Below are 12103 nucleotides of genomic sequence, written 5' to 3' on the forward strand. Positions count from 1 at the left end.
ACCCTCTCCCTGAGGGAGAGGGGATTCTGACTCCCTCTCCCTCAGGGAGAGGGGCGGGGTGAGGGTGAACGTACCAGCCCCGGCGCCTGCCACATCGAGGTGGTCAGCCCGCTGTCCACCAGTCCAAGCTGGTCAGCGTACACCGCCTGCCATTTCTGCATCATGCCGTCGTACAGCTCCCGATGCGCCGGGTTCGGGGTGAACTCCCGGCTCCATCGCACCAGCTTCTCGCCCGTCGCAGCCATATCGGCAAACAGCCCCGCGCCGGTCCCGGCGGCAATTGCGCAGCCCAGCGCGGTGGCCTCTTTCACCTCTGGCACCCGCACCGGTAACCCGGTGACGTCACTTAATATCTGGCTCCACAGCGCCCCTTTCGCGCCGCCCCCGGCAAACACCAGGCCGTCAAAGGTCACGCCGGAAAACTGCGAAATTTGCGCCAGATTGCAGGCAGAGACAATCGCGGCGTTCTCCTCCAGGGCGCGGAACAGCGTGGCTTTATTGCATTTTTCCGGGTCGATGGAGAGATTAATAAACGACGGCGCGGCGTGATACCACTGCTTAAAATGCATCGCGTCAGAGAAGATCGGCATCACTCCGTGAGAGCCCGGCGGCACCCGACTGGCCATCTCTTCCATCAGTGTGTAAGTGTCCACACCCATCCGCTCGGCAATCAGCTTTTCTTCGGCGCAGAAGGCATCGCGGAACCAGCGCATCGTCAGGCCGGTAAAGAAGCTGATCGACTCGGCCTGCGCCATACCGGGGATCACGTGCGGGTTCACGCGGATGTTCATCTGCGGATCGGTTCGCACCTGGGGCAGATTCACCACCTGCTGCCAGAAGGTACCGCCCAGCACCGCCGTTTGCCCGGGGCGTACCACGCCCAGCCCAAGGCAGCCCAACTGCACGTCGCCGCCGCCCATCACCACCGGCGTGCCTTCGCGCAGGCCGCATTGCTGGGCGGCTGCGCGGGTGACAGCCCCAAGCAGGGTGCCGGTCTCTTTCACCGGAGAGAGAATGTCGGCGCGCAGCCCGGCCATGTCCAGCAGCGCCGGACGCCAGTCGCGGCTGAACAGATCCAGCATCCCGGTGGTGCCCGCGTTAGAAGGGTCGACGGCCAGCTCGCCGGAGAGCTTCGCTGCCAGCCAGTCGCTGATCATGGTGATGGTGGCGGCCTTGCGATAAATATCCGGGCGATGGTGCGCCAGCCACAGCAGGCGCGGCATGGCGCTCAGGGCCAGGGTCTGGCCGGAGACGTCGTACACTTCGGATTCAAAGCGGAAGTCGTGGATCTCTTTCAGTTCCGCCACTTCGCGGCTGGCGCGGGCATCGACGTTGGCGCAGGCCCAGATCGCCTGGCCGTTGCGATCGTACAGCACGATCCCTTCGCGCATTGAACAGCAGGCGACGGACTGAATATCCACAGCGCGCAGGTGCGCCCGCTCCAGCGCCTGATGAATACACTGACAGGCCAGCCGCCAGTTGGTGTCGAGATCGAACTCCATCGAGCCGGGGACATTCTCCACGCTCAGGTGCTTCCACTCCGCCTGGCCGACCGCTATCTGATTGCCGTTAAGATCGAACACCACGGCGCGAACGCTTCCCGTCCCTGCATCTAACGCTAAAAGGTAACTCATGAGTCTGCCTCGTGTCAGGCACGGGATTGGCCCTTAGCTTGCCAGAGCCAGCACCGCGCGGGCTGTCATCTCTTCCGTCACCAGGCCATTGATACGGCGACCGTTCAGTGCGGCATAAATCGCATCGGCTTTCTCTTCCCCTCCGGCTACGCCAACGATGGTAGGCAGCTGCGCCAGCTCGTCGAGCGTCACGCCCAGTAACTCCTGATGGATGGCCAGATCCGGCACCCGTTCCCCTGCGGCATTCAGGAAATAGCCCAGGATGTCGCCGACCGCCCCTTTGCGGGCCAGCATCAGCTGCTCGCCTTCGCTGATATAGCCGGAGCGCAAAATGGTGGCGTCCCGGCGCTGGTTTATCGATCCAATTCCGACCACCGCCACGTCAGCGGCGCTGGCGGCGAGGATCACATCCCGCACGCTGGCTTCCCGTTTTAGGATCCCGGCTACCTCCGCGGATGACACCCGCAGCGGGGCGGGGATCATGCTGACGCTGCAGGCCGCATCCAGCTGGCCAATGCCGGTCATATACGGCCCGACCCCACCGGAGAGCGTCACCAGTCGTACCTGCTGGGAGCTGATAAAGCCGCTCAGGTGCTGCAGGCAGCTCATGGTGGCTTCACCAAATCCCACCGCCAGTAGCTGGCCTGCAGCCAGTACGCCCATCAGCGACTGGGCGGCGCCAATCCCTAAGCGCACGTTCATCGGCGGGGTGTTCAGCGCAGGCAGCACGCGGGCTAGCTTCAGGCCGAAGCGCTGCTGCAGCGCGGTTTCCAGCGCCAGACAGCCTTCATAGCGGGAGTTGATCTGTACGCGGATCACCCCCGACTGGCGCCCTTTTTCCAGCAGGCGCGAAATCTTCAGGCGCGGCAATCCCAGCCGCTCGCCGATATCGTTCTGCGTCAGGCCGTCGTGGTAGTAGCACCACGCCACGCGGGCCACCAGCTCCTCTTCCGCCAGCGCCAGCCCGGCAAAACGTCCCTCTTCGACACTGCGTTTCTCGCTCATAGATGAACTCTTATCAAAATTTAGATCATATGTTCGGTGTGCCACAGGGCGAAAGTGTGAGCCACACGGCAAATTGCATATTCAGGAATGTTTCCGCTTTATCGGGATCCTATCCCTGAAAGTGTGATCCCTGCACGGTTGTAAATATAGTTCAGGGTCTACGCTTTTGAACATTATTGAATCAAAAAATCATTTGTTCAATGGTGGGGCGATAATGACAGCACTTATCGAAGCGCGTGGGATCCACAAGCAGTTTTCCGGCGTTCCTGTATTGAAAGACATTGATTTCACGCTACAGGCGGGCCAGGTGCATGCCCTAATGGGCGGCAACGGCGCGGGAAAATCCACCCTGATGAAGATTGTCGCCGGGGTCGAAACCCCCGACCGTGGTGAACTTTATATTGCTGGCCGCCCGTTTGCTCGCCTGAAGCCGGTGCAGGCGCACCAGCTGGGCATCTACCTGGTGCCGCAGGAGCCAATGCTGTTCCCGAACCTCAGCGTGCGGGAAAACATCCTTTTTCGTCTGCCGCGCAACAACGCGACCGCCCAACGCCTCGCCGATAAGCTGGAGCAGCTTCAGTGCCAGCTCAATCTGGACGCCGCCGCCAGCACCCTGGAGGTGGCGGATCAGCAGATGGTGGAGATCCTGCGCGGGCTGATGCGCGAGGCAACGATCCTGATCCTCGACGAACCCACCGCCTCGCTGACCCCTGGCGAAACGGAACGCCTGTTTCGCCAGATCCGCGCTCTGCAGGCGCTTGGCGTCGGCATCGTGTTTATCTCACACAAATTGCCTGAAATCCGCCAGCTCGCCAGCCACGTCTCGGTGATGCGCGACGGGGCGGTGGTGCTGAGCGGCGAAACGGCGCAGTTCGACGATCGGGCCCTGATTGCCGCCATGACCCCGGTCAGCCGGGAGCAGGGCCTGACGGACACGCAAAAGCTGTGGCTGGCGCTGCCGGGCAATCGGCGGACGCAGGCCAAAGACTTCCCGGTGCTGCGGGTAGAAAACCTCACCGGGGAGGGCTTTATCGATCTGAATCTGGAGATCTACGCCGGGGAGATCGTCGGTCTGGCCGGGTTAGTGGGATCCGGGCGCACCGAGTTTGCCGAAACGCTGTACGGCTTACGCCCGCAGCGCGCAGGGCGCATCTGGCTTGAGAACCAGCAGATCGACGGCGATCCGGTCAGCGCCCGGCTCAACAAAGGGCTGGTGTATCTCCCGGAAGACCGCCAGGTCTCCGGTCTGTTCCTTGATGCGCCGGTGCGCTGGAACACGGTGGCACTGAACGAGCCTTCCATCTGGCAGCAAAAGAGCCGCGAGGCGGCGGTGGTCGAGCGCTATCACCGGGCGCTGGGGATCAAACTCAACGGCCCGGATCAGACCGTGCGCACGCTGTCGGGCGGCAACCAGCAAAAAGTGCTGCTGGCGCGCTGCCTCGAAGCCAATCCTTTATTACTGATCGTTGATGAACCGACCCGCGGCGTGGACGTCTCGGCCCGCGCCGACATCTATCAACTGCTGAAAAGCGTGGCGGCGCAGAACGTGGCGGTGCTGATGATCTCCAGCGACATGGACGAATTCCCCGGTCTTGCCGACCGGGTGCTGGTGATGCACCAGGGGATGCTCAACGGCGAACTGCCGCGCCACGCCGTCAGCCTCGAGCGGATGATGGCTCTGGCCTTTGGAGGACAGGCATGAAAACACTGCTGAAAAACCGCGAGCTCAGCGCCTTCCTCGCCATCGTGGCGCTGTTTGCGGTGCTGGTGGTGCTCAACCCGGCCTACCTGAGCCTGCAAACGCTGGGGATGATTTTCGCCAGCTCGCAGATCCTGATCCTGCTGGCCCTCGGGGCGGCGCTGGTGATGCTGACGCGCAACATTGATGTTTCGGTAGGTTCGACGGTCGGATTGAGCGCCATTGCCGTTGGTGTCGCGCTGAACAACGGTTACGGCCTGCCGGTGGCGATCCTCTTCGCGCTGGCGATAGGTGCCCTGGCGGGGGCGTTTAACGGCCTGCTGGTGGTGGGGCTGCGCATTCCGGCGATTGTTGCCACCCTTGGTACCCTGGGGCTGTATCGCGGGGCGATGCTGCTGTGGACCGGCGGCAAGTGGATTGAAGGCCTGCCGCCAGGCCTGAAGTCTCTTTCGGCACCGCTGGCGCTCGGCATCTCGCCGCTGGGGATGGTGGTGCTGGCGTTAGCTGCCGTCGGCGCGTGGACCCTGTCGCGCACCGCTTTTGGCCGGGATTTTTATGCGGTAGGCGATAACCTGGCCGCCGCGCGCCAGCTGGGCGTGGCGGTCAATCGCACCCGGATGGCGGCCTTCACCCTGAATGGCGTGCTGGCAGCCTGCGCCGGGATTGTGTTTGCCGCGCAGATTGGCTTCGTACCTAACCAGACCGGCAGCGGGCTGGAGATGAAAGCCATCGCCGCCTGCGTGCTGGGCGGCATCTCGTTGCTCGGCGGCACCGGGACCTTGATCGGTGCGCTGCTCGGGGCCTTCTTCCTGACCCAAATCGACACCGTGCTGGTGCTGTTCCGCCTCCCGGCCTGGTGGAACGACTTTATCGCCGGGCTGGTGCTGCTGGGAGTGCTGGTGCTCGACGGGCGGCTGCGCCAGGCGCTGGCGCGGCATCAGCGGGCATTGAAATACAGCCGCTTCCAGCCGGGCAACAAAGGCGGGAAGCACGTCACCCCGTTTCCCAAACGCAAAAAAGAGGTGGCGTAAATGAAGCTTAACTGGGAATGGGTCCTGCTGGTGTTACTGGTGCTGGAGATCCTGCTGTTTGGCGCCATTAATCCGCGGATGCTCGACATCAATATGCTGCTGTTCAGCACCAGCGATTTTATCTGCATCGGTATTGTGGCGCTGCCCCTGACGTTAGTGATCGTCAGTGGCGGGATCGACATTTCGCTCGGCTCCACCATCGGCCTGTGCGCCATCGCGCTGGGGGTGATGATGCAGGCCGGGCTGCCGATGGCGGCGGCGATCCCGCTCACCCTGCTGATCGGGCTGCTGTGCGGGTTGTTCAACGCGGCGCTGATCCACTACACCGGCATCAGCCCGCTGGTGATCACCCTAGGTACTTTGTACCTGTACGGCGGCGGGGCGCTGCTGCTTTCGGGGATGGCGGGGGCGACCGGCTACGAAGGCATCGGCGGTTTTCCGGAGAGCTTCACCGCCTTTGCCAACCTGACGCTGCTGGGCCTGCCGATCCCGCTGGTGCTGTTCGCGGTGATTACCCTTTTCTTCTGGCTGATTGCCCATCGCGGGCGCTTTGGCCGCCACCTGTTCTTGATTGGGCAAAACCCGCGTGCGGCGCGCTATGCGGCGCTGTCGGTCAACGGCATGCCGTATGCACTGTACGGTCTGGTGGGGGTGGCGTCGGCGATTGCCGCGCTGGTGATGGTCTCCTATTTCGGCTCGGCGCGTTCCGATCTCGGGCGCGATCTGCTCATGCCCGCGCTTACCGCGGCGGTGCTCGGCGGGGCGAATATCTATGGCGGTTCAGGTTCGGTTATCGGTACAGCGCTGGCGGCACTGCTGGTGGGGTATCTGCAACAGGGTTTACAGATGGTCGGCATCCCCAACCAGGTGTCGAGCGCGCTGTCAGGGGCGCTGTTGGTTGTGGTGGTCATGGGGCGTTCGCTGAGTCTGCACCGTGAATGGGTGCGTTCTCTTCTCACAAAAAATACCCGGAGCGTAAGATGAAAATAAAACTGATGGTGCTGGCAGTGGCGTTAAGCGTCGCCTCGGCGCAGGCGGCGGATCGCATCGCGTTTATCCCGAAACTGGTGGGGGTGGGCTTCTTTACCAGCGGCGGCAACGGCGCGAAAGAGGCGGGTAAAGCACTGGGCGCGGACGTCACTTACGATGGCCCGACCGAGCCGAGCGTCTCCGGGCAGGTGCAGCTGATCAATAACTTCGTCAACCAGGGCTATAACGCCATTATCGTTTCGGCGGTCTCGCCGGACGGTCTCTGCCCGGCGCTCAAACGCGCCATGCAGCGCGGGGTAAAAGTGCTGACCTGGGATTCCGACACCAAACCGGAGTGCCGCAGCATCTACATCAACCAGGGCACTCCGGAACAGCTTGGCGGTCTGCTGGTTGAGATGGCCGCGAAGCAGGTGACCAAACCAGCCGCCAAAGTGGCGTTCTTCTACTCCAGCCCGACCGTCACCGACCAGAACCAGTGGGTCAACGCCGCGAAAGCGAAAATTGCGAAAGAGCATCCTCAGTGGCAGATCGTCACCACTCAGTTTGGCTATAACGACGCCACCAAATCACTGCAGACCGCCGAAGGGATCTTAAAAGCCTACCCGGATCTGGATGCGATTATCGCCCCGGACGCTAACGCGCTGCCGGCGGCGGCGCAGGCGGCAGAGAACCTGAAGCGCGAAGGGGTGGCGATTGTCGGATTCAGTACGCCTAATGTGATGCGTCCATACGTTGAGCGCGGCACGGTGAAAGCCTTCGGCCTGTGGGATGTCGTGCAACAGGGCAAAATTGCGGTCAATGTCGCCGATCGTTTGTTGAAAAAAGGCGATCTTAACGTCGGCGACAGCGTAGAGGTCAAAGATATCGGCACCCTGAAGGTCGAACCGAACAGCGTGCAGGGCTATCAGTATGAAGCGAAAGGGAATGGCATCGTGCTGCTGCCGGAGCGGGTGGTGTTCACCAAAGAGAACATCAACAAATACGACTTCTGACGGGGGAGAACATGGCTGATTTAGACGACATCAAAGAAGGTAAGAACTTTGGCCTCGACCGGCCGCAGCAGAACGTGCCGTTCACGCTGAAAGGCTGCGGGGCGCTGGACTGGGGAATGCAGTCGCGGCTGGCGCGGATCTTCAACCCCGCCAGCAACCGCACGGTGATGCTGGCCTTCGATCATGGCTATTTCCAGGGGCCGACCACCGGGCTTGAGCGCATCGATCTCTCTATTGCGCCGCTGTTCGCCGAAACCGACGTGCTGATGTGCACCCGCGGGATCCTGCGAAGCCAGGTGCCGCCCGCCACCAACAAACCGGTGGTACTGCGCGCATCGGGGGGCAATTCGATTCTGGGCGAGCTGTCGAACGAGTGCGTGGCGGTGGCGATGGAGGATGCCCTGCGTCTGAACGTCTGCGCGGTGGCGGCGCAGGTCTATATCGGCAGCGAGTTTGAGCATCAGTCGATCAACAACATCATCAAGCTGGTGGATGCCGGGAATCGCTACGGCATCCCGACGCTGGCGGTGACCGGGGTCGGTAAAGAGATGGCCCGCGACGCGCGCTACTTTTCTCTTGCCAGCCGCATCGCCGCCGAGATGGGGGCGCAGTTCGTCAAAACCTATTACGTGGAGGAGGGGTTCGAGAAAGTGACCGCCAGCTGTCCGGTGCCGATTGTGATCGCAGGCGGCAAAAAACTGCCGGAGCTCGAGGCGCTGGAGATGTGCTTCCACGCCATTGACCAGGGTGCGTCCGGCGTCGATATGGGGCGTAACATCTTCCAGTCCAGCGCACCGCTGGCGATGCTCAAAGCGGTAAAAAAAGTGGTGCACGAGAACGTCAGCGCCCGCGAGGCGTACCAGTTCTGGCAGGAGGAAAAACAGGGAGAAGCACAATGAACGTGACGTTAGTGGAGATCAATATAAAGCCGGACAAGGTGGACGAGTTTCTGGAGGTGTTTCGCGCCAATCATGAAGGGGCGATCCAGGAGCCGGGCAACCTGCGCTTTGACGTGCTGCAGGATCCGCGGGTGAAAACCCGGTTCTTTATCTACGAAGCTTACAAGGATGAAGAGGCGGTGCAGGCGCACAAGCAGACTCCGCACTATCTGGCGTGCGTGGAAAAGCTTGAGGATCTGATGTCGGAGCCGCGTAAAAAACGCTGTTTTGTGGGCTTAATGCCGGCGTAAAAGTTGCCCCTCTTCCGACGAAGAGGGGCGTATTTCAGCTGGTGATGCGTTTACCCAGCCCGTCAAACAGATGAAGATGGGCTTCGTCGAAGCTGACGGTCAGCGTCGAGCGGGGCGGATAGTTAAGCTGCTGAAAGGATTTAAGACACAGATCGCGCTCGCCAGATGTACACCAGACGAGCGTCGAATCGCCCTGCAATTCGCACAGCTTGATCTGAACGTCAATGCGGATCTCTCCCCCATTGCCAGGCTGAATATGTTCCGGGCGCAGGGCGACAAATACCTTATCGCCGTCGACGATCCCGGAGGGTCTGACGCGCAGCGGAATGTATAAATCGTCGGCAATTCGCAGCCCGGTACCCTGCCACATGGCGGGCAGAACGTTAATTTTCGGCGTGCCGATAAATTCGGCGACAAAAAGGTTGGCCGGGGTGTTGTACAGCTCCAGCGGCGTGCCCGTCTGCTCAACTTTGCCTTTGTAAAGCACCACGATCCTATCCGCCAGCGTCATCGCCTCCACCTGATCGTGGGTGACGTAAACCATGGTGCTTTTCAGCTGGTTATGCAGCTCCTGGATCTCCTGACGCATCTCCACGCGTAGCGCGGCGTCAAGGTTCGACAGGGGTTCATCGAAGAGAAAAACGGCGGGCTGCTGGGCAATGGAACGGCCAATGGCGACGCGCTGGCGCTGGCCGCCGGAGAGGTGTTGCGGCAGCCTCTCCAGCATCTCATCCAGCCGGAGCATGTGCGACACCTGCTGAATGCGTTGCTCAATTTCCGCCGTGGGCGTTTTCATGTTTTTCAGACCAAAGGCCAGATTTTCCCGCACTGTCATATGCGGATAGAGCGCGTAGGACTGAAACACCATCGACAGGCTGCGTTTACCGGCGGCCTGATGGGTTACATCCTGTTCCCCCATTTTCAGTATGCCGCCGTCCGGCGACTCCAGACCGGCGATAATGCGCAACAGCGTGGATTTACCACAGCCGGAAGGCCCCACCAGCACGATAAATTCCCCGGCAGCGATCTCCAGAGACAGGTTCTCAATGATGGTGCTTTTATCATATTTTTTGTGGATATTTCTGAGGCTTAACGCGGTCATTGGGTGCCCTCCGTGGGTTGGTATAAGGCAATGAGCCTGAGCAGCTCGTCGGTTTTTTCCGCCAGTAACCCTGTGCTGGCGCGGGTTTCCAGATTGACCCGCAGCAGGGGTTCGGTATTGGAAGCGCGCAGGTTAAAGCGCCAGTGCGGGAAATCAATACTGAGGCCGTCGATGTCACTGCGGCTCCCGCCCTGGCTGGCATAGTGGTCGGCGATAGCGCGAAGCGTTGCCTCGGGGGAGATGACTGTCAGGTTGATCTCGCCGGAAACCGGATAACGCGCCTGTGCATGTTTGACGAGGGCGGAGAGCGGGCGCGGAGCCTGGCCGAGGATCTGCATCATCAGCAGAAGCGGGATCATGCCGCTGTCGCAGTAGCCGAAGTCGCGGAAGTAGTGATGCCCGCTCATTTCCCCACCGTAGATCGCGTTTTCCTCGCGCATTCTTGCTTTGATAAATGCGTGTCCGGTGCGGGAGATAATCGCCTTACCGCGGTGGCGATTAACCGTTTCCAGCGTGTTCCACGTCAGGCGGGGATCGAGCAGGATGGTGCTGCCAGAGAACGTCTGCAAAAACAGTTCGGCAAACAGCCCGACGAGGTAATAGCTCTCAATAAACTCGCCACGTTCATCGAAGAAAAAGCAGCGGTCGAAATCGCCGTCCCATGCCACGCCGAAATCGGCCTGATGGCAGAGAACCGCTTCCTGGGTAACAGCCCGGTTTTGCACCAGCATCGGGTTCGGGACGCCTGATGGAAAGGTGCCATCCGGCTGGTGGTTGAGACGGAGGAACTCAACCTGCACCCCACGACTGCGCAGTCCCTGCTCCAGCGCGTCCAGCGCCGGGCCTGCCGCGCCGTTTCCGGCGTTCACCACGATGCGCAGCGGGCGGGCAGGGGGCGTTTTGAGATAGCTCAGCAGATGCGCTACCCAGTCGGGACGGGTATCGTGCTGGAGATAGTTTCCCACCCGCTCCGACGGCGGGAAGGCATTTTCCTGCACGAGGGCTTTGATCCTCTGTAGGCCGTTGTCGCTGTGAACCGGACGCGCGTCCTCCCGGACAAGCTTCATCCCGTTATATTTGGCAGGGTTATGGCTCGCGGTGATCTGAATACCGCCGTCAGCCGCGAGGTGGCGGGTGGCGAAATAGACCTCTTCCGTCCCGCACATGCCAATATCTATCACCTCCGCACCGCTCTCCATCAGGCCGCAGCAAAGCGCCCGCTTTAGCCGCGGTGAAGAGAGGCGCGCATCGCAACCGACAACCACCCGTTGCGGCGAGAGCCACTCGCCATAAGCCCGGCCAATACGAAACGCAATCTCGCTGGTCAGTGAGACACCCACCTCGCCGCGAATGTCATACGCTTTAAAACAGACTAGTTCATCCATAATCCACTCTTTTGTCATTACCCAATATCAGGCCGACTCCCGTCTGATGAACGCATACTCCAGTTCATAGTGGGTGACAGGCCCTTGCTTCATCAGCAGTTCTACGGCGATTTGCCCTTTTTTATGCGGATCCTGCGCAACGGTCGTGAGGCCGATCCCCTGGGGCGTTACGCCGGAATTATCAAATCCGGTAATGGCCACCTGGCCCGGTACGGCAATGTGATGCTGCGTACAGTGCTGGATCGCGCCAGCGGCGAAGCGATCCGAGAGACAGATCAGCGCCGTTATTGCCGGATGCGCCTGTAGCAGGCAACTGGCGGCGAACGCCCCGCTGGTTTCATCGTGCCGGGTTTCATATAGCCAGCACTGCGCGGGTGGAATGCCGTGGGCGAGAAAGGCCTGACCGCAAGCGTTGACGCGCGTGAGCATCACCGCGTTATCGCCCTCCACCGGTGCGCTGAGGTCGCGTAACCCGCTGACCCCAGTGCCGGAGGGAAAAGCGATGATGCCGAAATAGCGGTGCCCCTTCGCCAGCAGGTATTCGCAGATCTCCTGCATGGCGCGGGCGTTATCAATGGAGACGCTGCTGTACTGGGGCAGAGAAAAATCCAGCGTCACGACCGGTAATTTACGGGCCAGCGTCTGCTGAATAACGGCATCGCTGTTGTGGGTCGCGTTGAGAATGTAGCCATCCACGAGGGTGGTCACGGGATGGAGAGTATGGATTGTCCGGTTGCGCAGCGGGATCAGCACCAGGTTGGTATGGCTCGCTTCGCAGGCGGTGGCGATGCCGCACATCAGGCTGCTGTCGTGGGGATCGACAAACGCGTAGCTCATGGCGTCGTTAAAAATCACCCCAATGGCGTCGGATTTGCCGGTGCGTAACGCACGGGCCAGTTTATCCGGCCCCTGAAAGCCAATCTCCTGCGCGTAGCGGAGAATTTTATCGCGCAAGGCGACGGAGAGTTTCTCCGGGTTATTCCACGCGTTAGAAACGGTGGTATGAGAAACGCCTAATAATTTCGCCAGAGATTTGGTGGTTAATTTGTTATTATTATTCATTTTATCAATATTTA

At 60.8% G+C, this 12103-nt stretch carries 11 protein-coding genes; 6 read left to right on the plus strand and 5 right to left on the minus strand.

Going from position 1 to position 12103, the window contains the following annotated elements; translation table 11 throughout:
* Positions 1–41: 41 nt before the first annotated feature.
* Entirely contained in the window at positions 42–1634 is a 1593-nt protein-coding gene (gene lsrK / locus ACRDD5_RS12530; protein WP_438676937.1) for an autoinducer-2 kinase, read from the minus strand.
* Positions 1635–1667: 33 nt separating this feature from the next.
* Positions 1668–2639, minus strand: coding sequence for a transcriptional regulator LsrR (gene lsrR / locus ACRDD5_RS12535; protein WP_271284437.1), 972 nt, complete (start codon positions 2637–2639; stop codon positions 1668–1670).
* Positions 2640–2853: 214 nt separating this feature from the next.
* Here lsrR and lsrA point away from each other — a divergent pair, with 214 nt between their 5' ends.
* From lsrA to lsrG, 6 genes are read left to right on the plus strand one after another with little or no spacing between them, the layout of a single operon-like run.
* A complete protein-coding gene (gene lsrA / locus ACRDD5_RS12540; protein WP_438676938.1) occupies positions 2854–4341 on the plus strand; it encodes an autoinducer 2 ABC transporter ATP-binding protein LsrA in 1488 nt (495 codons plus the stop codon).
* Positions 4338–5369: an autoinducer 2 ABC transporter permease LsrC gene (lsrC, locus tag ACRDD5_RS12545; RefSeq protein ID WP_438676939.1), complete on the plus strand. Its 1032-nt coding sequence runs from the start codon at positions 4338–4340 to the stop codon at positions 5367–5369. The genes lsrA and lsrC overlap by 4 nt, the downstream gene beginning before the upstream one ends.
* Complete coding sequence (lsrD, locus tag ACRDD5_RS12550) at positions 5370–6353, plus strand: autoinducer 2 ABC transporter permease LsrD (protein WP_438676940.1); 984 nt, start codon at positions 5370–5372, stop codon at positions 6351–6353.
* Positions 6350–7351, plus strand: a complete 1002-nt coding sequence (gene lsrB / locus ACRDD5_RS12555; RefSeq protein ID WP_271284441.1) for an autoinducer 2 ABC transporter substrate-binding protein LsrB — start codon at positions 6350–6352, stop codon at positions 7349–7351. Before lsrD ends, lsrB begins: the two co-directional genes overlap by 4 nt.
* Positions 7352–7362: 11 nt before the next feature.
* Entirely contained in the window at positions 7363–8250 is an 888-nt protein-coding gene (gene lsrF / locus ACRDD5_RS12560; RefSeq protein ID WP_271284442.1) for a 3-hydroxy-5-phosphonooxypentane-2,4-dione thiolase, read from the plus strand.
* Positions 8247–8540: a (4S)-4-hydroxy-5-phosphonooxypentane-2,3-dione isomerase gene (gene lsrG, locus ACRDD5_RS12565; RefSeq protein WP_271284443.1), complete on the plus strand. Its 294-nt coding sequence runs from the start codon at positions 8247–8249 to the stop codon at positions 8538–8540. Before lsrF ends, lsrG begins: the two co-directional genes overlap by 4 nt.
* 34 nt (positions 8541–8574) lie before the next feature.
* On the opposite strand, the gene ACRDD5_RS12570 is transcribed toward lsrG, so the two are convergent.
* Genes ACRDD5_RS12570 through ACRDD5_RS12580 form a run of 3 tightly spaced genes read right to left on the minus strand, consistent with a single transcriptional unit; the run spans position 8575 to position 12089 of the window.
* Complete coding sequence (locus ACRDD5_RS12570) at positions 8575–9642, minus strand: ABC transporter ATP-binding protein (RefSeq protein ID WP_438676941.1); 1068 nt, start codon at positions 9640–9642, stop codon at positions 8575–8577.
* Positions 9639–11027 (minus strand): phosphomannomutase CpsG, encoded by a 1389-nt coding sequence (locus tag ACRDD5_RS12575; protein WP_438676942.1) that lies wholly within the window; start codon positions 11025–11027, stop codon positions 9639–9641. Before ACRDD5_RS12575 ends, ACRDD5_RS12570 begins: the two co-directional genes overlap by 4 nt.
* Positions 11028–11054: 27 nt before the next feature.
* Positions 11055–12089 carry a LacI family DNA-binding transcriptional regulator gene (locus tag ACRDD5_RS12580; RefSeq protein WP_438676943.1) on the minus strand — a complete coding sequence of 345 codons (1035 nt, stop codon included), beginning with the start codon at positions 12087–12089 and terminating at the stop codon, positions 11055–11057.
* Between the last annotated feature and the right edge of the window lie 14 nt (positions 12090–12103).

Source organism: Silvania sp., assembly GCF_051656365.1.
GTDB classification, from domain to species: Bacteria; Pseudomonadota; Gammaproteobacteria; order Enterobacterales; family Enterobacteriaceae; genus Enterobacter; species Enterobacter hatchlandensis.

Coding starts and splice junctions, on each gene's coding strand:
- ACRDD5_RS12570 (WP_438676941.1), bottom strand. CDS start 9,642: ATGACCGCGTTAAGCCTCAGAAATATCCACAAAAAATATGATAAAAGC.
- lsrA (WP_438676938.1), top strand. CDS start 2,854: ATGACAGCACTTATCGAAGCGCGTGGGATCCACAAGCAGTTTTCCGGC.
- ACRDD5_RS12580 (WP_438676943.1), bottom strand. CDS start 12,089: ATGAATAATAATAACAAATTAACCACCAAATCTCTGGCGAAATTATTA.
- lsrR (WP_271284437.1), bottom strand. CDS start 2,639: ATGAGCGAGAAACGCAGTGTCGAAGAGGGACGTTTTGCCGGGCTGGCG.
- lsrB (WP_271284441.1), top strand. CDS start 6,350: ATGAAAATAAAACTGATGGTGCTGGCAGTGGCGTTAAGCGTCGCCTCG.
- ACRDD5_RS12575 (WP_438676942.1), bottom strand. CDS start 11,027: ATGGATGAACTAGTCTGTTTTAAAGCGTATGACATTCGCGGCGAGGTG.
- lsrK (WP_438676937.1), bottom strand. CDS start 1,634: ATGAGTTACCTTTTAGCGTTAGATGCAGGGACGGGAAGCGTTCGCGCC.
- lsrC (WP_438676939.1), top strand. CDS start 4,338: ATGAAAACACTGCTGAAAAACCGCGAGCTCAGCGCCTTCCTCGCCATC.
- lsrG (WP_271284443.1), top strand. CDS start 8,247: ATGAACGTGACGTTAGTGGAGATCAATATAAAGCCGGACAAGGTGGAC.
- lsrD (WP_438676940.1), top strand. CDS start 5,370: ATGAAGCTTAACTGGGAATGGGTCCTGCTGGTGTTACTGGTGCTGGAG.
- lsrF (WP_271284442.1), top strand. CDS start 7,363: ATGGCTGATTTAGACGACATCAAAGAAGGTAAGAACTTTGGCCTCGAC.